Source organism: Rhodoplanes elegans (genome assembly GCF_016653355.1).
Taxonomy (GTDB): domain Bacteria; phylum Pseudomonadota; class Alphaproteobacteria; order Rhizobiales; family Xanthobacteraceae; genus Rhodoplanes; species Rhodoplanes elegans.
This window is the reverse complement of sequence record NZ_NHSK01000233.1, coordinates 1-22,212: the sequence shown is the minus strand read 5'-3', so window position 1 is coordinate 22,212 and position 22,212 is coordinate 1. Positions and strand designations below refer to the sequence as shown.

At 71.0% G+C, this 22,212-nt stretch carries 20 protein-coding genes and 1 tRNA gene; 10 read left to right on the top strand and 11 right to left on the bottom strand.

The genetic code is table 11. The annotated features are described in order from the left end of the window. Positions 1-273 precede the first annotated feature (273 nt). Positions 274-1,848 carry a caspase family protein gene (locus CCR97_RS26285; protein WP_170145958.1) on the top strand — a complete coding sequence of 525 codons (1,575 nt, stop codon included), beginning with the start codon at positions 274-276 and terminating at the stop codon, positions 1,846-1,848. 40 nt (positions 1,849-1,888) lie between these two features. Here the strand turns inward: CCR97_RS26285 and CCR97_RS26280 are convergent, their stop codons facing one another. From CCR97_RS26280 to CCR97_RS26265, 4 genes are all read right to left on the bottom strand, one after another. Next, a complete protein-coding gene (locus tag CCR97_RS26280) occupies positions 1,889-2,041 on the bottom strand; it encodes a hypothetical protein (protein WP_170145959.1) in 153 nt (50 codons plus the stop codon). Between the two features lie 79 nt (positions 2,042-2,120). Further along, positions 2,121-4,670 (bottom strand): CHAT domain-containing protein, encoded by a 2,550-nt coding sequence (locus tag CCR97_RS26275; RefSeq protein ID WP_111358738.1) that lies wholly within the window; start codon positions 4,668-4,670, stop codon positions 2,121-2,123. Positions 4,671-5,045: 375 nt separating this feature from the next. Beyond that, positions 5,046-5,119, bottom strand: a tRNA-Thr gene (locus CCR97_RS26270). Between the two features lie 200 nt (positions 5,120-5,319). Continuing rightward, positions 5,320-5,736 carry a globin family protein gene (locus CCR97_RS26265; RefSeq protein WP_111358739.1) on the bottom strand — a complete coding sequence of 139 codons (417 nt, stop codon included), beginning with the start codon at positions 5,734-5,736 and terminating at the stop codon, positions 5,320-5,322. Positions 5,737-5,987: 251 nt separating this feature from the next. On the opposite strand from CCR97_RS26265, the gene CCR97_RS26260 reads away from it, so the two are divergent. Then, entirely contained in the window at positions 5,988-6,242 is a 255-nt protein-coding gene (locus CCR97_RS26260) for a hypothetical protein (RefSeq protein ID WP_111358740.1), read from the top strand. A gap of 24 nt (positions 6,243-6,266) precedes the next feature. On the opposite strand, the gene CCR97_RS26255 is transcribed toward CCR97_RS26260, so the two are convergent. Then, the gene (locus CCR97_RS26255; RefSeq protein WP_201160018.1) at positions 6,267-7,496 is read right to left on the bottom strand and encodes an MFS transporter; all 1,230 of its coding nucleotides are present in this window, start codon (positions 7,494-7,496) and stop codon (positions 6,267-6,269) included. Between the two features lie 213 nt (positions 7,497-7,709). Continuing rightward, the gene (locus CCR97_RS26250; protein WP_111358453.1) at positions 7,710-10,103 is read right to left on the bottom strand and encodes a xanthine dehydrogenase family protein molybdopterin-binding subunit; all 2,394 of its coding nucleotides are present in this window, start codon (positions 10,101-10,103) and stop codon (positions 7,710-7,712) included. Between the two features lie 241 nt (positions 10,104-10,344). On the opposite strand from CCR97_RS26250, the gene CCR97_RS26245 reads away from it, so the two are divergent. Further along, positions 10,345-11,451, top strand: a complete 1,107-nt coding sequence (locus CCR97_RS26245; RefSeq protein ID WP_111358454.1) for a Ppx/GppA phosphatase family protein — start codon at positions 10,345-10,347, stop codon at positions 11,449-11,451. A 250-nt stretch (positions 11,452-11,701) separates the two neighbouring features. After that, entirely contained in the window at positions 11,702-12,391 is a 690-nt protein-coding gene (locus CCR97_RS26240; protein ID WP_111358455.1) for an RlmE family RNA methyltransferase, read from the top strand. Positions 12,392-12,716: 325 nt separating this feature from the next. On the opposite strand, the gene CCR97_RS26235 is transcribed toward CCR97_RS26240, so the two are convergent. Beyond that, positions 12,717-12,938: an alkylphosphonate utilization protein gene (locus tag CCR97_RS26235; protein ID WP_111358456.1), complete on the bottom strand. Its 222-nt coding sequence runs from the start codon at positions 12,936-12,938 to the stop codon at positions 12,717-12,719. 408 nt (positions 12,939-13,346) lie between these two features. Here CCR97_RS26235 and CCR97_RS26230 point away from each other — a divergent pair, with 408 nt between their 5' ends. Continuing rightward, positions 13,347-14,180 carry a hypothetical protein gene (locus CCR97_RS26230; protein ID WP_111358457.1) on the top strand — a complete coding sequence of 278 codons (834 nt, stop codon included), beginning with the start codon at positions 13,347-13,349 and terminating at the stop codon, positions 14,178-14,180. A 10-nt stretch (positions 14,181-14,190) separates the two neighbouring features. Here CCR97_RS26230 and CCR97_RS26225 read toward each other — a convergent pair whose 3' ends face one another. Then, on the bottom strand, positions 14,191-15,579 hold the full coding sequence (locus tag CCR97_RS26225; RefSeq protein WP_244670678.1) for a DHA2 family efflux MFS transporter permease subunit: 1,389 nt from the start codon (positions 15,577-15,579) through the stop codon (positions 14,191-14,193). A gap of 244 nt (positions 15,580-15,823) precedes the next feature. On the opposite strand from CCR97_RS26225, the gene CCR97_RS26220 reads away from it, so the two are divergent. Next, positions 15,824-16,084, top strand: a complete 261-nt coding sequence (locus tag CCR97_RS26220; RefSeq protein WP_111358458.1) for a hypothetical protein — start codon at positions 15,824-15,826, stop codon at positions 16,082-16,084. A 100-nt stretch (positions 16,085-16,184) separates the two neighbouring features. Here the strand turns inward: CCR97_RS26220 and CCR97_RS26215 are convergent, their stop codons facing one another. Next, entirely contained in the window at positions 16,185-17,156 is a 972-nt protein-coding gene (locus CCR97_RS26215) for a tetratricopeptide repeat protein (RefSeq protein WP_244670677.1), read from the bottom strand. 269 nt (positions 17,157-17,425) lie between these two features. Here CCR97_RS26215 and guaB point away from each other — a divergent pair, with 269 nt between their 5' ends. From guaB to ppk2, 4 genes are all read left to right on the top strand, one after another. Further along, positions 17,426-18,916 carry an IMP dehydrogenase gene (gene guaB / locus CCR97_RS26210; protein ID WP_111356555.1) on the top strand — a complete coding sequence of 497 codons (1,491 nt, stop codon included), beginning with the start codon at positions 17,426-17,428 and terminating at the stop codon, positions 18,914-18,916. Between the two features lie 101 nt (positions 18,917-19,017). Beyond that, positions 19,018-19,236, top strand: a complete 219-nt coding sequence (locus tag CCR97_RS26205) for a DUF2188 domain-containing protein (RefSeq protein ID WP_111356557.1) — start codon at positions 19,018-19,020, stop codon at positions 19,234-19,236. A gap of 22 nt (positions 19,237-19,258) precedes the next feature. Further along, positions 19,259-19,876, top strand: coding sequence for a hypothetical protein (locus tag CCR97_RS26200; protein WP_111356554.1), 618 nt, complete (start codon positions 19,259-19,261; stop codon positions 19,874-19,876). A gap of 131 nt (positions 19,877-20,007) precedes the next feature. Then, positions 20,008-21,018 (top strand): polyphosphate kinase 2, encoded by a 1,011-nt coding sequence (gene ppk2, locus CCR97_RS26195; protein WP_111356553.1) that lies wholly within the window; start codon positions 20,008-20,010, stop codon positions 21,016-21,018. Positions 21,019-21,172: 154 nt separating this feature from the next. Here ppk2 and CCR97_RS26190 read toward each other — a convergent pair whose 3' ends face one another. Together CCR97_RS26190 and CCR97_RS26185 are read right to left on the bottom strand one after the other, a co-directional pair. Beyond that, entirely contained in the window at positions 21,173-21,349 is a 177-nt protein-coding gene (locus CCR97_RS26190) for a hypothetical protein (protein WP_170145765.1), read from the bottom strand. A gap of 356 nt (positions 21,350-21,705) precedes the next feature. Next, positions 21,706-22,212: amidase family protein (locus tag CCR97_RS26185; protein WP_244670676.1), on the bottom strand; the 507-nt coding region annotated here is incomplete at its 5' end.

The window sequence follows — 22,212 nt, the reverse complement described above, 5'->3', positions numbered from 1 at the left end:
CCGTCGCCGCGCCGCCATCGCGATGCCGCATGACGTGGTGGCGCCATACCGATGGTTCGTCGAAGCCTCGGCGTAGTCTCGGTGGAACGGTCGACGCAGTGTATCGCGCGGGCGGCACGGCCGCACCCGGCGGCCGTCGGGCGGACGGCCGCGGGGCCGGTGGCCGGAACCACCGCGCCGGCACCGGCGACAGACCAGACGGGCCGCGGCGCTGTGGTCGATCTTCCGCGATCGATCGCCGCGCGAGGCGGCGTAACAATTCAGGACCTCGACATGCGCGTGCCCGCCGGTCTCGCTTCCATTCTCGTCGCTCTCGCTTTGGTCGTCGTCGCCACGCTGGTGGTCGCGGTCCCGGCGCAGGGCGCCCGCGTCGCCCTGGTGATCGGCAACAACGCCTACGCCAATCTCGGCTCGGCCCAGCAGCTCGCCAAGGCCGTCAACGACGCGAACGCGGTCGGCGACGCGCTGGAGAAGCTCGGCTTCACGGTGATGCGCGGCGAGAATCTCGATCGCAGCGGCATGGTCGACCGCATCTTCGCCTTCACCCAGGCGATCCGGCCGGGCGACACCGCCGCCTTCTTCTACGCCGGCCACGGGGTCGCGATCGGCGGCGCGAACTTCCTGCTGCCGGCCGATGTGCCCGAGATCGATCCGGGGCAGGAGGCGCGGCTGCGCAACATGGCGATCGGTGAGGCGGACATCGTCGCCGACATCCAGGAGCGCAAGGCGAAGGTCACGCTGATGATCCTCGACGCCTGCCGCGACAACCCGTTCCGCAAGCCGGGCGTCACCCGCTCGGTCGGCGCGGCGCGCGGGCTCACCCGGGTCGCCGAGGCACAAGGCGTGTTCGCGATCTACAGCGCGGGCTTCGGCCAGTCGGCGCTCGACGGGCTCGGCGGCGCCGACCGCTCGCCCAACTCGGTGTTCACCCGTGCCCTGGTGCCGGAGCTCGCCGCACCCAGGAAGCACCTCGCCGACATGGTGATCGACGTGCGCCAGGAGGTCGCGGCGCTCGCCCGCTCGGTCGGCCACGAGCAGAGCCCGGCCTATTACGACCAGACCCAGGGTGGCCGGATCTATCTCGGCGAGCCGCCAGCGGCCGCCTCGGCGGACACGCCCGCACCGAAGGCGAAGCCCGCCGCGCCGGCCGGCACGCCCCCGCGGCAGGACACTGCGTTCGTGATCGCCCCGCCCGTGCCGGCGACCCCGCCGGCCGACCGGCGCGGCTCGATCGGTCGCGTCTGGCATACCGAGGAGGGGATCGCCGGCTGGTGGGGCACCTGGACGCGGCGCGGCACCTCCGACACGTTCGACGCCATCAACTTCGATCCGACGCGGGCCTATTTCGACATCTCGGTCGCCGAGATGGCGATCACGGGCGACGACATCCACATCGTCCGCCGCGCCCCCCGGGTCGCCTGCATCTATCGCGGCCGCCTCGCCGCCGACGGCCTCTCGGCGTCCGGCACCTACGGCTGCAACAACATCAACCGCGCGTTCCCGTGGAGCGCGACGATCAGCAACGCGCTGCCGCAGGGGCCGCACGACGACTGGCGCGGCCAGGTGTGGTCCATCGTCGAGGACGACGGCTGGCGCGCCACCGTCAAGCGGCGCGGGATGAGCGAGATCTTCGACGCGGTGTGGCGCCACCCCGCCGGCGGCACCGACATGGCGGCGATGCTGATCCGGATCGACGGCGACGCGGTGACGATCCTGCGGGACCAGGAGAAGGGCCGCTGCACCTACCGGGGCGCCCTGCAGTCCGACCGCCGCTCGCTGTCGGGTACCTACCGCTGCGACTGGGCGCCGGGCCGCGATTTCCCGTGGCGCGCGACCATCGAGAACTGACGGCGCGACGCCGCGGCCGAGGGGCGACTGGGCGAGCGGTTCAGCCCGGGTCTTGTCCCGCCGCCTTCCGGCGACGCATCTCGGCGAGCCGCTCCGCGTCGCGCCGGCGCCCCCAGATCAGGTGATGCACGCAGGCGGCGACCACGCAGCCGTAGATCACCATCTCCATGATCGGTGGCACGGCGGCGTCCATGAGGGCCTCTCGTCGTGGCTGGCTGTCGCGGAGCTTGCACGAAAATCCGCCGGTGGTCAGCGAGCCCGGCTCCGGGAAGCTACCGGCTCCGTCCCTCGCCGATCAGGGCGAAGGCTCCCCAATACGCCGGATAGGCATTCTTGGGCGACGAATCGTCGTTCAGATAGGCCAGCATGGCGCGTCGCAGCGCCTCCGCCCGCCCGATCCCGGGCTCCGCCTTGAGCATGGCGAAGGTCGAGGTCGTGAGGCGGGTCGCGGCGGCCGAATCCACGGCCCAATGCGTCACCAGCAGGGCGCGCGCCCCGGCATAGAAGAAGGCCCGGGCGAGCCCCGACAGCGCCTCGGCGCCCGGCTTGTCGCCGGCGATCGTGTTACAGGCCGAGAGCACCACCCAGTCGGCGTTGAGCTTCAGCTCGGCGACCTCGCTCGCCGTGAGCAGGCCGTCGTCGCGGGCCGACGGCTGGGCCGGGATCGAGAGCGCCAGCGATGGCTCGGCGAGACCCTTTACGTCGCCGGCGACCAGGCCGTGGGTGGCGAAATAGACGACCCGGTAGTCGGCGAGCGACAGCCGCTTCACCGTGGTCTCGCTGGCGTCGCTTCCGAGATGGACGTCGGACATCGGCGCCCCGAGATCCTTGGCGACGGCGGTCAGCTCGTCCGCCGTCTCCGGAAGCTGCGTCAGGGATTCGGCGAGCCGCGCCCGGTCGACGCCGGCGCCCTTCCAGAACTCCGTGTAGGCGACGCCCGTCACGCTCCGCATGGCGACGCGGTCGTCCCTGCGCTCGCCCGCGGGATCGAACCGGGGATCGCCGAAGCCGGCCATCGGCTTGGCGGCGCGATCGTGCTGCGCGGCGCGGCGCAGCGCCTTCAGGCTACCGAGCGACGGCAGCACCGACACGGCCTGCCGCTTCAGGAGCCAGTCCGCCGTGCGATAGCCCTCGAACCGGTCGGGCACGCCCGCCGGCGGCGCCGACGTCACCAGAAGATGGAACGGCAGCGCCGTGAGGGCGCCGGCCGGCGCGATCAGCAGGCTCGCCTTGCTCGCGACCAGCGGCTCGACCGGGCCGAGCAGCGCGGCATAGAGATCGGCGGCGAGCGCCAGATCGAACGGCTGCATGCGGCTATCGCCGTCGCGCGGCCGACCGAGATCGAGCCCGCGGCGGAACGCCACGACCTTCTCGGTCATGGCGCCGGCGCCGAACGGGATGCGCTTCCACGTCGCGGCGTCGCGCGTGAGGGCGACGACGAAGCTCTCGGTCTCCGACACCGCGAACAGCACCAGCGCCTCGTCGTCGGACAGCAGCGCCTGCACGTCCCGGGCCGGGAGCGACGGGGGATCGGAGAGCGCGGCGTAGTCCGGGAACTCGATCGCCAGCGTCTTCTGCAGGGCGGCGCGCTCTCGCGTGACCACAGCGAGCCGGTCGCGGGCCTGCCGGGCGGCGCCGGGATCGCGTCCGGCCTGCTTCGACACCGCCGCGACGATCGCCTTGTCGAGCTGCACGGCCTCGGCGGCGAGATCCTGGTCCTTGCGCACCAGCGCGGCGAGGCGATCGGTTCCGGCGGCGAGCCGCGCCGCGAGCTTGTTCACGGCCGCCGCGGCCGAGGACCGCGTGCCGCGCTGGATCACGTCGAGCGCCTCGTCGAGCGCCTTTTCGCGTGGCAGCAGCCCGCGCTGCTCCGCCTCGAACAGCACCGGCAGCGCGACGCGGGGCTGGGCGCGCCCACCGGCGATCAGCCGTTCCTCGAGCGGCAGAGCCTCCGCGATGCGGCCGGCGGCGAGATGGAGCGACGCGAGATTGTTGATCGCGGTCGCGGTGTCGGGATGATCGGGACCGACGGCCGCTTCGCGGATCGCCAGCGCGCGGGCGAACAGCGGCTCGGCGTCGCCGTAGCGCGCCTTTCGCTGATAGAGGTCGGCGAGATTGTTCAGCGAGCGCGCGACGTCCGGATGCGTCTTGCCGAGCACCTTCTCACGAATGGCGAGCGAGCGCCTGATCAGCGGCTGGGCCTCGTCGTAGCGCCCCTCGACCTTCACGACCTGGCCGAGATTGTTGAGCACGGTCGCGACGGCCGGATGCTCCGGACCCGCCGCCTTCTCGTAGAGCGCCAGCGCCCGCCGGAACAGCGGCTCGGAGTCGGAATGCCGCTCCTGCCGTTCGTAGTTGGTGGCGAGATTGTTGATCGCGCGGCCGAGGTCGGGATGGTTGGAGGGAAGCTGCTTCTGCGACAGCGCGAGCACGCGGCGGAACAGCGGCTCGGCCTCGGCGTAGCGCTGCTGGCGCTGATAGAGCGCCGCGAGATTGTTGAGCATCGGCGCGATCTCGACGGAGTCGAGCGCTCCCGTCTGCTCCATGATGGCGATCGCGCGCTTGAGCAGCGGCTCGCCCTCGGCGTCGCGGCCGACGCGGCCGTAGAGCTCCGCGAGATTGTTCATGGCGCCGGCGAGGTCCTTGGACGGCCGGCCTTTCTCGAGGTCCGCCAGCATGGCCTCGGCGAGCGGGATCGCCTCCGAGTACTTGCCGGCGGCGCCGAGCGCGTTGATCCGGGCGCTGCGCGCGCCGCGCCCTTCCGCCGCCGATCGCTCGGGCAGGCCGATGCCGGCGGCCAGGGCCACGCAGGCGGCCAGCATCAGGCGACGGCCGGACGTTTTCGCGCCGCGGGCCGGCCGGCGCGGCTCGGGAGGCCTTGCGGGCGGCACCGGGGCGGCCCCTGCGGCACGGCCCGGGTTTGCGACCACAGGGGCGATGACGACGACAGGGTCGACGACAAGGTGCTGCGTCATGTTGGTCTCGACGATCGAAGGGTGACCCGCGGACCGCGCCGGCGACGTGACGGCGAAGGCGGTGCGACGGTGCTCCCGCTTTCGTCTCGTTCGCGGCGAGGCAGGTTCACCCCGCACGCGCAACCGTCCGCCGCGGGAGACGGAGCCGAGCGGTGGCGCCTGTGGGAATGGTCCCGGTCTGCCGGACGGCGTGCCCGGTCAGGGTCGGCGGCCGCGACGGCGTGGTGCCCCCACCCGGAATCGAACCAGGCTCTGCGGTTTACAAAACCGCTGCATCACCACAATGCTTTGGGGGCCGGCGGCAGGAATCCCGCGGGGATTTCTTCCGCGACCGGTGCAGCGTCCGCAATACCGCGACGTGAAGGGTCTTGTCGAGGGTGGTGCGGGCGTGGCGTTCGTCGTCCCGATGACGGCCTGCCGGCGCGGCGCTCCACGCCGTCGTGCGCCGCCCCGGGACCCGTCGCCGCCGTGGCCGCCGCTCGGGCGGTCCGTCCGGTCAGGCGTAGGCGCTGGCGATCATGTGGCCCGTGACGGCGCCGTAGGCCTTCGTCCAGGCGGCGGCGATCTCCGGCGTCCAGTGCGGCCCGAGGCACTGCGCCATGCTCCAAAGCAGCGCCTCGCCGACCACCGGATAATGATCCGGCGCGACGCCGTACTCGACGTGCTGGCGGGCGAGTGTCTCGGCCGCCGGCATCAGCACGGCGGCATTCTCCAGGCTGCCGACGATCACGGCGAGCGTGCCGAGGAACTTCTGCTTCTGCTCGGACAGGTCGCCGCGGAACAGCGGCCTGACCTCGGGCGCCGTCTCGAACAGCCGCGCGTAGAAGAGGTCGGAGAGGCGCTGCGACTCCGACCACACTCGGTCGAAGGAGTGGCGCACACGCTCGATGTCGACGGCGGACAACCGGTCCATGGGGCGGCTCGCAGGATCAGGGCGCCGCCACGCCGATCGGGACATGGCTCGCTCCTATGGGGGATACCGTAACGTTATGTGCCGCACAATGCCACCACCATGTTGCGCTGCGGTCGCAACCGCTGGTCCATTGACGAATTTGTTATAGTGTTACAAGAATAATCGAAATCGATCGGTCGCCCGGGGCCGCTCGGGCGCGGAGAGGGGCCACCCCGCGCCGACCCGATCTCTCCAGACTTCAGAAGATTTCGATGAGCGTCTTCGACGACGACAGGACTGCCCCGTCCGGCCCGCCACGGTTCGGCGACGCCCAGGCGATCGTCGGCGACGCGATCGCCGACGCGGAGAGCGACGGGATCACGATCGAGACCGTCGTCTCGGTGCTGCTGTGCGAGGCGCTGTCCCGGATGGTGTCGGTCGGCGGCCAGCGCTGGGCGGCCGACATGCTGGAGCGCATCGCCGTCGATCTGCGCAGCGGCCGCGTGCCGGGCCAGCCGCTGCAGTGAGCTGCACGCCGGCCGCGCTGCGGCTCAGCTCGCCGTAACCGGTCGGCGACCGCCCAGCACGGTGAGGATCGACAGCAGGCAGGCGCCGGCGACCACCAGGAACACGCCGCCGGGGCGGCCGTGGTCCATCAAAAGCCCGAACAGCAGCGGCCCGAGCACGCCGGCGAGGTTGAAGCCGGTCGTCACGAAGCCGAACACCTTGCCGAAGGCGCCCGGCGGCGTCACGGCGCGGACGATCATGTCGCGCGCCGGCATGGTCATGCCGCCGGCGAGGCCGGCGAGCCCGAGCAGCAATACCGCGCCCAGGGTGCCGATCGTGCCGATCCCGAGCGCCACCGTGCAGGCGGCGACCACCAGCATGCCGGCGATGGTGAGGACGGCCGGGCTGATGCGGCCGACCGGCAGGCCGCCGGCCAGCACGCCGACCGCCGAGGCGAGCAGATAGGCGGTCAGCGCCAGGCTCGCGGCGGCGAGCGGCAGGCCGTGGGCGGCGACGAGCGCCACGGCCGAGTAGGTCTGCAGCCCGAGCTGGAACACGGCGAACAGGGCGAAGAACACGAAGTTCAGCAGGATCACGGGCGAGGTGAGGAGCCGCACCGAGCCGCTCGCCTCGGTCGCGGCGCCTCGGACGACGGCCGGGCGGGGCGTCACCGGCAGGATGCCGCGGCCCGCGATCGCGAGCCAGGCGGCGAGCGCGACGCCGGGCAGGGCGGAGGCCACGAAGGCGCCGCGCCAGCCGATCTGGCTGTCGAGAAACAGCATCAGGGGCGGGGCGACGGCGCCGCCCATCATCCCGGCGAAGGTGTGGATCGAATAGGCGCGGCCGATCCGCTCCGGCGCGATGCGCTCGGACAGCGCCGCATAGTCGGCCGGGTGATAGACGGCGTTGGCGAGGCCGCCGAGCCCGAACAGCACGACGAAGAGCCAGAACGAGGCGACGAGCCCGGCGGCGGCGAGCGCGAGCCCGCCGAGCGCGAGGCCGGCGACCAGCACGCGCCGCGCGCCGATGCGGTCGGCCAGCACGCCGGCCGGCGTCTGGCCGGCCGCGCAGGCGACGTTGAAGACGACCAGCGCGAGGCCGAGCTCCGTGTAGGAGACCGCGAAGCTGCCGCGCACCATCTCGAACACGGGCGGCAGCGCGAGGATGTAGTAGTGCGAGACGAAATGCGCCGCGCTCACCGCCATGACGACGCGCAGGTCGGCGGCCCGCCCGTTCGCGGCGGCGGCGTCGATCGGCAGGCGGGTCTCGGTCATCGCAGGCCCTCCGAGGATTTCACCTCTCCCCGCATGCGGGGAGAGGTTGGATTTCGCGCCGCAGGCGCGAAGTCCGGGTGAGGGGGCGTCGCCGCGAGTCTGAGCATATGGAGACGCCCCCTCATCCGACTCGCCGCTTGCGCGGCGAGCCACCTTCTTCCCGCACGCGGGGAGAAGGAAGAGAGCGCGCCGTCAGCGACACTCCGGGTCACGTCACGCCGCCGCGTCGGCGCCGTGCATCAGCCGCCACAGCTTCTCGGACGTCAGCGGCATGTCGACATGGCGGACGCCGTGCTCCGCGAGCGCGTCGATCGCCGCGTTCATCACCGCGACGAGCCCGCCGGCGCAGCCGGCCTCGCCGCAGCCCTTGACGCCGAGCGGGTTCGTGGTCGCCGGCACCCCGTGATAGCCGGTGTCGATCGGCGGCACGTCGCTGGCGTGGGGCAGGGCGTAGTCGGTCAGCGATCCGGTGATCAGCTGGCCGTCGGCGTCGTAGACGACGCGCTCGAACAGCGCCTGGCCGATCCCCTGGACGACGCCGCCATGGATCTGGCCGTCGACGATCAGCGGATTGATCACGGTGCCGAAGTCGTTGACCGAGAGATAGCGCACCACCTCCGGCACGCCGGTGTCGATGTCGATCTCCACCTCGGCGACGTGACAGCCGTTCGGGAAGGTCGAGGGCGCGCCCGGGCTGACAAGCGCCACGTCGAGCTTTTGCGGAACGCCCTCAGGTAGATCGGCGCCGTCGTTGAGACGTTGCGCGATCTCCAGGAGGCCGACGCCCATGTCGGTGCCGGCGACCGTGAAGCGGCCGCCGTAGAACTCGATGTCGGCGACGCCGGCCTCCAGCATCGCGGCCGCGATGGCGCGGCCCTGCTCGATCACCTTGGTGCAGGCCTCGACCGCCGCCGTGCCGCTCGCCGCCGAGGAGCGCGAGCCCCCCGTGCCGCCGCCGGCGATCAGCGCGTCGCTGTCGCCCTGGCGCAGCCGGATGCGCTCGAACGGGATGCCGAGCTTTTCGGCGATGACCTGGGCGAAGGGCGCGGCGTGGCCCTGGCCGTAGTCGAGCGTGCCGGTCGTGAACGTCACGGTGCCGTCCGGCTCGAAGGTGAGGCCGCCCATCTCGGGGCTCGCCGGCGCCGTCACCTCGAGGTAGCTGCCGATCCCGAAGCCGCGCAGTTTTCCGCGGTCGCGGCTCGCCTGCCTGCGGGCCGGGAAGCCGGACAGGTCGCCGGCCGCCAACGCCCGCTCGAACACGCCCGGGAAGTCGCCGGAGTCGTAGGTGAGCGCCGAGGCGGCCGCGTAGGGGATCTCCTCCGGCTGGATGTGGTTCAGCCTGCGCAGCGTCAGCCGGTCGATGCCGGTCTGCAGGGCGGCGGCGTCGATCAGCCGCTCCATGATGTAGTTGCCCTCGGGACGGCCGGCGCCCCGGTAGGCGCCGATCGGCGTCGTGTTGGTGAACACGCACAGCGTCCGCACCTCGATCAGCGGCGTGCGGTAGACGCTGGCGACGTTCTTCAGCGCATTGACGGTCGGCGGCAGCGGCGCGACGAGGCCGAGATAGGCGCCCATGTCGGCGTGGCCGGTCAGGCGCAGGGCGAGGAACCGCCCCTCGGCGTCGAGCGCCAGCTCGGCGGTGCGCTCCTGGTCGCGGCCGTGGGTGTCGGACAGGAAGCTCGCGCTGCGGTCCTCGGTCCACTTCACCGGCCGGCCGAGGGCGCGAGCGGCGTGCAGCACGCAGGCATATTCAGGGAACGCCGCCGATTTCATGCCGAACGAGCCGCCGACATGGCCGGTGAGGATGTGCACCTTGTCGACCGGCACCTGCATCAGGTCGGCGATCTGGCCGCGCATGCCGAAGGCGCCCTGGCAGCCGAGATGCAGGGTGAAGCGGCCGTTCGCCGGATCGAAGTCGGCGACCGCGGCGCGCGGCTCGAGCGGCACCACGACGACGCGGCTGACAGTCAGGTCGAGCCGCACCACATGGGTGGCGGTCGCGAAGGCCGCCGCGACCTCGGCGGTCGCGCCGGTGCGCCAGTCGAGCGCGATGTTGCGTGGCGCCTCGGCGTAGAGCTGCGGCGCGTCTTCGGCGATCGCCGCCGTCGTGGTGGTGACGGCCGGCAGCGGGTCGATGTCGAGCCCCACGGCCTCGGCGGCGTCGCGCGCCTGCGCGAGCGTCTCGGCGATCACCACGGCGACCGGATCGCCGACGAAGCGCACCCGGTCGGTGGCGAGCGGCGGGCGCGGCGGCTTGGCGAGCGGCGTGCCGTCGTGGCTCTTCAGCGGCGTGACGCATTTCAGCGTTCCGCAGTCGGTCAGATCGGCGGCCGTGTAGACGGCCAGCACGCCCGGCATCTCGCTCGCCGCCTCGGTGTCGATCCCGCGGATGATCCCGTGCGGATGCGGGCTGCGCACCATCACGGCATAGGCCTGGCCGGCGAGGGCGATGTCGTCGGTGTAGCGGCCCTGGCCGCGCACCAGGACCGGGTCCTCGGTGCGCGGGACGGGCTGGCCGACCGCGAAGCGGGCGTCGGACCAATGGGGCAAGGAGTCGGGCAGGGGCTTGCGCGACCCTGCGAGACGGGCGTCGTCGGGAGAGGTCATCGGTGTCCAGGAGCCGGGGGCATGGGAAGCCGGAGATCTAGACCATCCGGGCGCCCCGGACAAACCGCGAATAAGGAGCGCTTCACGATTCATTCCTTTGAACGCCTCCGCAGTGCAACGAATGCGTCGCCACGCTGTGGCAATTGCGTCGGCGGGAAGGCCTGTTACACTTCGAGTCGACGAAACAACACATCGTGATGACGCTCGGCGCCTGCGACGGCGGCCGGCGCGAAGGCGATTGATGGATCAAGAGGCCCCCACCACCGGCCTCCTCGGACCGGCGCGGTCGGGGAGGGAGGGGGCGCCCGAGCGCCCCGGACCGGGCTGGCCGACTGCGGCCGCCACGGAGCCGATCGCTCGGTCGGCCCCCGGGTCATGGCCGACCTATGCGGCGCTCGACCTCGGCACCAACAACTGTCGGTTGCTGGTGGCGCGGCCGACCGGCTCGGCGTTCCGGGTGGTCGACGCGTTCTCGCGCATCATCCGGCTCGGCGAGGGCGTCTCGCTCACCGGGCGGATCGGCGACGCCGCCATCGCGCGCGCCGTCGACGCGCTCGCGGTGTGCCGCGACAAGATGAAGGCGCGCGGCGTCACGCGCGCCCGGCTGATCGCCACCGAGGCCTGCCGGGCGGCCCGGAACGGCGCCGAGTTCCAGGCCCGCATCAGCGAGCTGGTCGGGCTGGATCTGGAGATCGTCGACCAGCGCACCGAGGCCGAGCTCGCCGCCACCGGCTGCACGCCGCTGATGGACCCGGACGCGCGCGGCGCCATCCTGTTCGACATCGGCGGCGGCTCCTCCGAGCTGGTCCGGCTCGGCCGCTCGGAAGCCGCCGGCCGCGGCCCGCCCAAGCCGGTGATCCAGGGCTGGGTGTCGCTGCCGATCGGCGTCGTCACGCTCGCCGAGCGGTTCGGCGGCGTCACGGTCGACCGCGCCACCTTCGACGCCATGGTGGCCGACGTGTCGGTCGCGCTGACGAACTTCGCCAAGGCGCATGCGCGCGACCTCGGCGGCATGCATCTGCTCGGCACGTCGGGCACGGTGACGACCATCGCGGGCGTCCACCTCGATCTGCCGCGCTACGATCGCCGCCGGGTCGACGGCTGCTGGCTGCGCGGCCACGAGATCGCCGCCGTGATCGACCGGCTGATGACCATGAGCTACCGCCAGCGCGTGGCGAACCCCTGCATCGGCGCCGAGCGGGCCGACCTGGTGCTCGCTGGCTGCGCCATCCTGGAGGCGATCCGCCGCGCCTTCCCGTGCCCCCGCCTGCGCGTCGCCGACCGCGGCCTTCGCGAGGGGATTCTCGTCAAGATGATGCGGGCCGACGGGGTGTGGGCGCAGGCGTGAGGTTTTCGCTGCGCCCCGGGCGTCTTACCTCTCCCCGCGCAGCGGGCGCTTTACCTCTCCCCGCACGCGGGGAGAGGGAACAACTGGCGCCGACCTCGACCCCGTGCGTCGTCGCCGGGCTTGACCCGGCGACCCATCCCTCTACGAAGAGCGGCCCTTTTGCGCGAGGATGGATGCGCGGGTCGCGCCCGCGCATGACGCCTCGCAGAGGCGCACCACCGGTGCGCGCCGCCACCGACCCGAGCACCCCATGACCACCTCCGACCGCAACCGGCCTTTGAAAGTCCAGGTCAAGAAGAAGAAGAGCCGCACGCTCGCCCAAAAGCTCTGGCTCGACCGCCAGCTCAACGACCCCTATGTGGCGCGGGCGAAGCGCGAGGGCTTTCGCTCGCGCGCCGCCTACAAGCTGATCGAGCTCGACGACCGCTTCAAGCTCTTCAAGCCGGGCGGCCGCGTCGTCGACCTCGGCGCGGCGCCGGGCGGCTGGAGCCAGGTGGCGGCCAAACGCGTCGGCGCTGAGAGCCGCAAGGGCCGGGTGGTCGGCATCGACATCCTCGACATGCCGCCGATCGTCGGCGTCGACCTCCTGCATCTCGACTTTCTGGCCGACACGGCGCCCGCCAAGCTGAAGGCCCTTTTGGGCGGCCCGGCCGACGTGGTGCTGTCCGACATGGCCGCCAACGCCACCGGCCATCGCCAGACCGACCACCTGAAGATCATGGCGCTCGCCGAAGCCGCCGCGATGTTCGCCCGCGAAGTCCTGAGCCCCGGCGGCTCCTTCCTCTGCAAGGTCCTTCGCGGGGGCACGGAGGGTGATCTCCTGGCCGACCTCAAGCGCGACTTCGCCAAGGTCAAGCACGTCAAACCCGCCGCCAGCCGCGCCGATTCGGCCGAGCTGTACGTGCTGGCGATGGGTTTTAGGCAGGTGTCCGAGTCGTAGGGTGGGCGCGGCGCATGGCGCCGTGCCCACGCGGTCGGAATAGCGGTGCCGGACGGCGCGGGCAACGCTTCGCGTCGCTCGCCCTGCACCTTCAGCTCCGAGTCGTCATGCCCGCGCTTGTCGCGGGCATCCACGTTTGGCGTTCGTTTTGCAGCGAAGACTTGGATGGCCGGGACGAGCCCGGCCATGACAGAGAGCAAGCTCAGCCCGGATCGTCGCAGGGCGGAACAGCGGAGCGTATTCCACCGTCTCGGCATCGCGGCCCGCGCAGGAGCTTCGGCGCAATACGCTTCGCGGTCGCGCCCGGCGGACCCGCAAAGCGGGGCTATGCTTTCTTGAGGAACTCCGTTTTCAGCACGAGGCCTTTGACCTGCTTGGTGTTGCATTCGACCTCGCCGGGATTGCCGGTCAGCCGGATGGTCTTGACCAGCGTGCCGCGCTTGATCGTCTCCGACGTCCCCTTGACCTTCAGATCCTTGATCACGGTCACCGAATCGCCGTCGCCGAGCGGGTTGCCGTTGCTGTCCCTGGTGATGTCGTCGCTCATCGCTGGTCCTTCTCTCGATTCGATGCTCGGCCACCGTGGCCGGCGCCGTCAGGTTCAAGAATACGCTTCCCCGCCCTGGACTTCAGCGAGCGTCGCCGGATCGTCGTAGGGCGGAATGGCGGAGCGTATTCCGCCGTCTCGGCTCGACCCGTCATCCTGAGGTGCCCGGCGAAGCCGGGCCTCGAAGGATGCGGCCCGGGCCGTCGCCCTTCGAGGGCCGCGGTCCCGCGCTTCGCGCGGGCGCGCGGCCATCTCAGGGTGACGGTGAGAGGCAGGCGTCGTCGAAATGGCGCGTCTCTTCGGGCGTGCGAACCGAAGGCGCCCGAGCTGGCACGATATCTGGACGACATTTTTGGGCGCTGGTCTGGTCGCAGGGGCTGGATCGTCTGATCGACACCGGGTGGCGGCATGGCGGAGACGGACGAGGCGCTCGGGCAGGCGATCCGCGACGCGTACGCGGTGTTTCCGGAGGTCCGCTGGCGCGGCCGGAGCGCGACGGTCTGTGCGTGCTGCGTCTCCGCGCAGGCGGCGCGGGCGCTCGCGACCACGCGGCGAGAGGACCTGTCCTGCGAGCTTATCGAAGCGTATCTCGGCTCCGCCCACCATGTCTCCGAGGGGTCGGCGGCGGACGAGGTCCGGCACTTCCTGCCCCGCATCTTCGAGCTTCTGGCCGCGAACGCGCGGTTCCGGATCTGTGGCAAGGAGCTCGCGCTGATCCGCCTCGGGCGCGGGCCGCTCGGCTGGGACGGCCAAAATTTTCGCGACTGCTGGTCGAAGGCCGAGGTCGACGCCGTCGACCGGTTCCTGCGCGCCTACTGGACGGACACGCTCGCGCGGCCCCCGGATCTGTTCCGCCGAGCCGGCACGGGCGAGTGGCTGTTCAGCGACGACGACGTGGAAGCCGTGCTGTGCATGATCGCCCGGACCGACACCGACCTGGCGCCCTTCCTCTCGCTCTGGGACGCCGACCCCGCCCTCGCGGCGTCCCTGCACATGGCCGCGCTGGTCAGTCGCACGATGATCAGGGAGTGGCACCCGTTCGCGCTGCTCGAGGACCGTCGCCTCGGCAACGCGCATTGGGAGCGGCACGAGGCGGCGATGCGGCAGGTCGTCGACTGGCTCGTCGACCCGCGGCGGCGCGACCGCCTGTTCGCGGCCGTCATGGCCGAGGCGCCGGGCTCCCCGCAGGCCATCGTGCTCGCCGAGGCGCACGACGAGATCGACCGTCTCCTGTCGGCCTGATCACGAAACCTCACTTCCGCTGCGCCATCTCCGCACCCGCGTCCTTCGGCATCATCGCGAACAGGAGCGTCGCCGAGGCGGACAGGAGGGCGATGGTCATGAAGGCGGGCGGGAAGGTGGCGGCGGACAGCGCCGCGTCGCCGCGCAGCGCCATCGCGGTCTCCAGCGCCAGCGCGCCCACCGTCACGCCGGCCGACACCGAGAGTTGCTGCGACACGCTGGTGAGCGAGGTGGCGCGGCTCATCCGGCGCGGATCCACCTCGGCGAACGCGATGGTGTTGATGCTGGTGAACTGCAGCGAGCGAAAGAGGCCGCCGACCAGCAGCACGGCGATCATGATCCACACCGGCGTGGAGGGCGTGAACAGCGCCGGTGCCCCGATCGTGACGCCGGCGAGCAGCGCGTTCACCGTCATGGTGGCGCGGAAGCCGAAGCGGCGAAGAATCTTCGGCACCAGCGTCTTCATCACCATGGCGCCGATCGCGGTGGCGAACGTCACCAGGCCGGATTCGAACGGCGTCATGTGGAAGCCGATCTGCAGCATCAGCGGCATCAGGAACGGCAGGGCGCCGGCGCCCATGCGGAACACGAAGCCGCCGGCGACGCCGGCCCGGAAGGTCGGCAGCGCGAACAGCGTCAGGTCCATCACCGGGTTGGCGACGCGGCGCGAATAGGCCACGTAGGCCGCGGTCGCGACGGCGCCGAGCCCGAGCAGCGTCGCCGCCACCCAGGTCGGCACGAACGCGACGGTGCTCACCGTCGCACCGAAGGCGAGCCCGCCGATGCCGAGCGCGACCAGCGCCATGCCGGCCGTGTCGAACGGCTCCGGCACGTCGCTCTTCACGTTGTCGACGAAGGCCGTCACCAGCGCGAAGCCGATCACGCCGATCGGCACGTTGATGAGGAAGATCCAGTGCCAGCTCGCGAACGTGGTGATGAAGCCGCCGAGCGGCGGGCCCAGGAGCGGGCCGATCAGGGCCGGCAGAGTGACGAGCGCCATGGCATCAACGAGCCGGCTCTTGTCGACGCTGCGCACCAGCACCAGCCGGCCGACCGGGCTCATCATGGCGCCGCCCATGCCCTGGAGAAAGCGCGCCAGCACGAAGTGCCACAGCGCCCCCGAGATCGCGCACAGGATCGAGCCCGCGACGAACACCACGATGGCGCTGCGGAAGATGGTGCGGGCGCCGAACCGGTCGGCCATCCAGCCGCTCATCGGGATGAAGATCGCGAGCGCCAGCAGGTACGACGTGATGGCGAGCTTCAGCTCGATCGGCGAGGTGCCGATGTCGGCCGCGATCGCCGGCAGGGCCGTCGCGATCACGGTCGAGTCCATGTTCTCCATGAACAGGGCGACCGCGACGATGAACGGGACGATGCGCTCGCGGGGCAGGGGCATGCGGAGGGACACCGGGCGGCGACGGAACGGGAGCCTCCGCATGGAGGCCCGAGCGGGCCCCGCCTATGCGCCGGGACGCGCCGGCCGGCAAGAGGGTGCACGGGAAAACGGTGCCACAGCACCGCCCATACGCCCCCCGGAGTCAGCCTGCCGCACCCCGGATTGCGCGCGTCGCGCGAGCCCCTACATGACGGTTCGACGGCGCCTTCGCGCGCCTCACCCCGTGCCCCGGAGCGACGCGGCGATGATCTACGTCCTGGCGGTCTTCCTGCCTCCCCTCGGCCTGCTGGTGAACGGTCAGCCGTTCGCCGCGATCTTCAATCTCGTCCTGCTGGCCCTCAGCGTCGTGCTCACGCTGCTGACGATCTTCACGTTCCCGATCATCATGCTGGTGCCCTCGGCGCACGCCGTGATCAGCGTCTACATGACCCGCGAGAACCGCAAGCACCGCGAGATCGTCGACGCCATCGAGCGCCACGGCCCGCCCCCCGGCTGGCGGCGGTGAGCGCGGCGCCGTCCTCGCGACGTGGAGTGGAGGGCGCGCCCGTCCGCGGGCGCGCCGTCAGGGTTCGGCCTCACGGTGGTCGGCGTCACGGCGCTCGCTGTCACGGCTTGGCGCCGAGGCTCTTCAGCCCGTCGATCGCCTGCGGCAGGCCGGGGCTGAGCGCCAGGGCCTTGCGGAAGTCGGCGATCGCGCCCTTGCGGTCGCCGACCGCGATGCGGGCCCGGGCCCGGTTGTTGTAGGAGTAGACGTCGGCCGGATCGAGCGCGATCGCCCGGTCGTAGTCGGGCAGCGCCTTCTTGTCCTCGTAGCGCAACAGGTGGATCAGCCCGCGATTGCGCCAGCCGCGCGCGTCGTCCGGCAACAGCTCGACCACCTTTCCGTAGTCGGCGATCGCCCGCTCGTAGTCCTGCATTCCGCGATACACGTTGCCGCGCACCAGATAGGACATGGCGCGGTCCGGCGCGATCGCGATCGCCCGGTCGAGATCGGCGAGCGCGCGGACGTGATCGCGCTTCCTGAGATACGCGCCGGCGCGGTTGTCGTAGGCGAGGACGAAGTCCGGGGCGAGCGCCAGGGCGCGGTCGAAATCCGCGATGGCCCGATCGACGTCCCCCTTCGTCAGGAAGGCGTCGCCGCGGTTGTTGTAAGCGATGGCGAACTGCGGGTCGCGCCGGATCGCCTCGTCATAGGCCGCGACGGCGGCGTCGACGTCGCCCTTGAAGGCGAGCGCCCGGCCGCGGTTGCTGTACGAGCAGGCGAAGGTCGGGTCGATCCGGATCGCGGCGTCGACGTCGGCGAGCGCGGCGTCGAGGTCGCGCCGCTCGATGCGGACATGGGCGCGGTTGCAGTGGGCGACGGCGAGATCGCGGCCCGCCTCGCCGCCGGCGTCGATCACCCGGCTGCAGGCGGCGAACCGCGCGTCGAGCGAGGTCCGTGAATCGAAGCAGGAGCGCGCGTCCGGGACGCCGGCCGTCTCGGTCGCGGCCGCGGGCGTCGCCCCCGCCGCCATCAGGACGGCGAGCGACAGCACGGGTCCGGCCATCCGGCCGAGCGTGGATCGGAGCGTGGGCATGGGCGTATCTCTCTACCGACGGGCTGCCGGTTGGTAGCCCTCCGCGCCGGCCCGGTTCACGACGGCTTCGGGCCGGTGGCCGCTCGGCCTGGCCCCGCCGATCGCCCCGGCCCGCCCGGCGCGCCACGGCGCTACCGCCTTCCCATTGTCGCAGGCGCGTGCTAACCACCCTCGCCAACTCCGTACAGGGGCGTTCGAGTCTTCCCGGTCGACGACGACCGGGCCGGATTCGCTTTCTCCGAGACCCCTGCGGCGACCAGGAGCTTGGCATGGCCGTTCTGTCCGACGCCCCCCCGCGCGAGGCCCTCACCTTCGACGACGTGCTGCTGCAGCCCGGCCTGTCCGACGTGCTGCCCTCGCAGGCCGACGTGCGCACCTTCCTCACCCGCGAGATCCCGCTCAACATCCCGATCATCGCCTCCGCCATGGACACGGTGACGGAGTCCGCCATGGCGATCGCCATGGCCCAGGCCGGCGGCATCGGCGTCATCCACCGCAACTTCGAGCCCGAGGCGCAGGCCGCCCAGGTGCGCCAGGTGAAGAAGTTCGAGAGCGGCATGGTGGTGAACCCGCTCACCATCGGGCCGGACGCGCCGCTCGCCGAGGCGCTGCGGATGATGGCCGAGAACCGGATCTCGGGCATCCCGGTGGTCACCACCGACGCCGGAATCGAGGGCCGGCTGGTCGGCATCCTCACCAATCGCGACGTGCGCTTCGCCCATGATCCGGACCAGAAGGTCTCCGAGCTGATGACCAAGGAGCGCCTGGTCACGGTGCGCGAAGGCGTCAGCCAGCAGGAGGCGAAGCGCCTGCTGCACCAGTTCCGCATCGAGAAGCTCCTGGTCGTCGACGACCAGTATCGCTGCGTCGGCCTGATCACCGTGAAGGACATCGAGAAGGCAGTGGCGAACCCCAACGCCTGCAAGGACGCGCAGGGGCGCCTGCGGGTCGCCGCGGCGACCACGGTCGGCGACTCCGGCTATGCCCGCACCGAGCATCTGATCGGGGCCGGCGTCGACCTGATCGTCGTCGACACGGCGCACGGCCACTCGCGCCACGTGCTCGAGCAGGTGACCCGCATCAAGAAGCTGTCCAACGCCGTGCAGGTGGCGGCCGGCAACATCGCCACGGCCGACGGCGCCAAGGCGCTGATCGACGCCGGCGCCGACGCCGTCAAGGTCGGCATCGGCCCGGGCTCGATCTGCACCACCCGCGTGGTCGCCGGCGTCGGCGTGCCGCAGCTCACCGCCATCATGGACGCCGTCAGGGTCGCCCGCGACGCCAAGGTGACGGTGATCGCCGATGGCGGCATCAAGTTTTCGGGCGATCTCGCCAAGGCGCTCGCCGCCGGCGCCGACTGCGCCATGATCGGCTCGCTGCTCGCCGGCACCGACGAGACGCCCGGCGAGGTGTTCCTCTATCAGGGCCGCTCCTACAAGACGTATCGGGGCATGGGCTCGGTCGGCGCGATGGCGCGCGGCTCGGCCGACCGCTACTTCCAGCAGGACATCAAGGACTCGCTCAAGCTGGTGCCGGAGGGCGTCGAGGGGCAGGTGCCGTACAAGGGCCCGGCCGGCGCCGTGCTCCACCAGCTCACCGGCGGGCTGCGCGCCGCCATGGGCTATGTCGGCGCCAGGACGCTCGCCGAGCTGCACGAGAAGGCGCAGTTCGTGAAGATCTCGGCCGCCGGCCTGCGCGAGAGCCACGTCCACGACGTGACCATCACGCGCGAGAGCCCGAACTACCCGACACGGGTGTGACGGGAGACGAGCGGTGGGTTGTGGTCGCGCCGCCGGCACAAACGACGCTTGTGTCGGCCGGCGGGCCGGCGCTATGGTCGAAGCTCTGGACGGAGGTTGCGATGAAGCGTGACCAGCATCACGTGATGCCTTCGCCGAACGGCGGGTGGAGCGTGCGACAGTCCGGTGCGTTACGGGCCTCCCGGACGTTCGACAAGCAGGCCGATGCCGTCGCCTATGCGCGTGACAAGCTTCGCAAGAATGGTGGCGAGCTTTTCGTTCACGGCAAGGACGGGACGGTCCGCAGCCACGATACCTACGCCAAGCAAAAATTCGGATAGGAGTGCCGGGGGCGTCTGCGGCATGTCATTTTCGGATAATGTCTTCATCAATTGCCCTTTCGACGACGATTACCTTTCGATTCTTCGCCCTGTTCTGTTCTGCGTGATCGATCTCGGCCTCGCGCCGAGAATTGCGCTGGAGAGGACCGACTCGGGGCAGCCGCGGGTTCTCAAGATCATCGATCTCATCCGAACGTCGAAATTCGCCATCCATGACCTATCGCGCCTGAGAGCGAGCCGACGCGGCGAGTTCTATCGCCTGAACATGCCGTTCGAGCTCGGACTCGACGTCGGATGCCGGGTCTTCGGCACGCGATCCCTGAACGCGAAGCGGTGCCTGATCCTCGAAGCCGAGCGTTATCGCTATCAGGCCGCGATCTCCGATATGTCGAACTCGGATATTGCCGTCCACGGCAACGATCCGCTGCGTGCACTCACCGAGGTGCGGAACTGGCTCTCGGCGCAGCGGGGGACCCGGACGCGCGGCCCGGCGGCCGTGTGGAGCCGTTTCAACGATTTCATGGCGGCGATGTATGTCGACCTCACCGAGCGCGGCTACTCGAAGGACGACGTCGCCCGACTGCCGGTTCCCGAGCTGGTGAGTAAGATGAAATCCTGGATCGCCGCCCATCCGGCGTGACTCGAGGGGCCCGGGGCAGGGTGCGCGACCCTCGGCCGCGCGGACTTTGTCATCGAACTGTCGCACACTCGCGGGCACTGTCTGGACCGGCGATTCCCTTCGCCGGTTCAGCGACTTCACCGGAGCGACAGATGGACGACCGCAAGCCCGGCAACGGCAAGTCGGGCAATGGCAAGCAGGGCGACGGCAATTCGGAAAACGGTCGTGCCGGAGACGGCCATGCCGGCGACGTCAGGTCGGAGAACGGCGGCCTCGACTGGCTCGACGCCGAGCTCGCCGACACGCTCGACGAGGACTACGAGCTCGAGCTGTCCGAGCCGGCCCTGTCGGAAGAGATCCGCAAGATCTACAAGCGGACGCACCCGCCCTCGATCGATCGCCGCGACTATCTGCGCAACCTGATCACGCTGCAGGCCGAGCTGATCAAGCTGCAGGACTGGGTGCAGCACACCAAGGCGAAGATCGTCGTCATCTTCGAGGGGCGCGACTCCGCCGGCAAGGGCGGCGTCATCAAGCGCATCACCCAGCGGCTCAATCCGCGCGTCGCCCGCGTCGTCGCGCTGCCGGCGCCGACCGAGCGCGAACGCACCCAGTGGTACTTCCAGCGCTACGTGCCGCATCTGCCGGCCGGCGGCGAGATCGTGCTGTTCGACCGCTCCTGGTACAACCGCGCCGGCGTCGAGCGGGTGATGGGCTTCGCCACCGAAGACGAGGTCGAGCAGTTCTTCCGCGACGTGCCGGAGTTCGAGCGCATGCTGGTGCGCTCCGGCATCATCCTCCTGAAATACTGGTTCTCGATCACCGACGAGGAGCAGCAGATGCGCTTCCTCATGCGCATCCACGATCCGATGAAGCAGTGGAAGCTGAGCCCGATGGACCTGCAGTCGCGGGTGCGCTGGGAGGACTACACGCGCGCCAAGGAGGACATGCTGTTCCGGACCAACATCCGCGAGGCGCCGTGGTTCATCGTCGAGGGCAACGACAAGAAGCGCGCGCGGCTCAACTGCATCGACCACCTGCTGAAGCAGATTCCTTACGAGCCGGTGCCGCACGTGCCGATCGCGCTGCCCGACCGGGTGTTCAACCCGAACTACGAGCGCCGCACGCTCCCGGCCGAGCTCTACGTGCCAATGAAGTATTGAGAGAGGTCCGCGACCGTCATTCCGGGGTGCGGCGAAGCCGCGAGCCCGGAATTCAACCCCGAACTCCGGCACCGCCGCTGGATTCCGGGTTCGGCCCTGTGCACCGCCCCGGAATGACCAGCGCCTCGGAGCGCCGACGCTGATCAGATCGGGATCAGATCAGGTCGTTGTCGACGCAGTAGGCGACGGCGGAACGGTCGGTCGTGGTGCGGCGGGCTTCGCGGCCGGTCGGGCGACCGGTCTCGGCGCGCTCGACCTTGCTGTCGGCCGGGGTGCGGGCGGCTGCCGGGGGCGCGTCGGTCTCGAAGGTTCGCAGCTCGGTACGGGGCATTGCGCAGTCTCCGGAAAGGCACGCCGGATGCGTGCCGGGGGTTCTTTCGGTCTGGCCTCGCGGCCGCCGGCCGGCGGATCGTCCCACCCGGTCGACCCCTGTCATCTGGTGGGCCGATCGGGCGCAAATAAGGTGCGTCGGTGACCGGATTGGTTCGATCCCGGGCGCGATCGCGGCAGTGTCCGCGAGGGCGCAGACTGTCCGCGACGCCGGTGAAGGATGTCTTGCGCGGCCGCCGGGACGGAACACCGTCGTGATCACGAAGACGCGAGGCCGAATGCCGGCGCGCGTTGCGCCCGTGCAACGGGCGCCGCGTCCACGCTTCGTATACCAATCCGAGAGAAAGTGCGGGGCCGCTACTCCGCGGTGGCGCCGACGAAGGGCGCGAGCCGCACCGCGAGGTCGAGCAGCGCCTCGTCGCCGCCCGCCCAGCCGATGAAGGAGAGGCCGACCGGACAGCCCTCGATCGTGCTGACCGGGATCGTCACCTGCGGCAGGCCGGCCATCCCGGCCGTGCAGGTGAGGCGCATCACCCGGACCCGGAACGACTCGAGCAGGTCCTGCGGCGCGTCGGCCCTCGGCGCGACGCACGGGACGGTCGGCAGCGCCAGCACGGTGCCGGGCTTGACCACGCCGCGAATCCAGGCGAGCGCCGCCGCCTTCACGGCATAGGCCTCGTTGGCCGCCGCCTCGGTGACAGTCGCGGCGAACGCCATGCGCTCGCGCACGCCGGGGCCGAAGCGCGGCCGCTTGGTCTCGACGAAGTCGCCGTAGGCCTGCCAGATCTCGCGCCCCTGGATGATGCGGAACGCCTCGCGCCACGGGTCGAAGCCGTCCGGCGCGATCGCCCCGTGGGTCGGGGC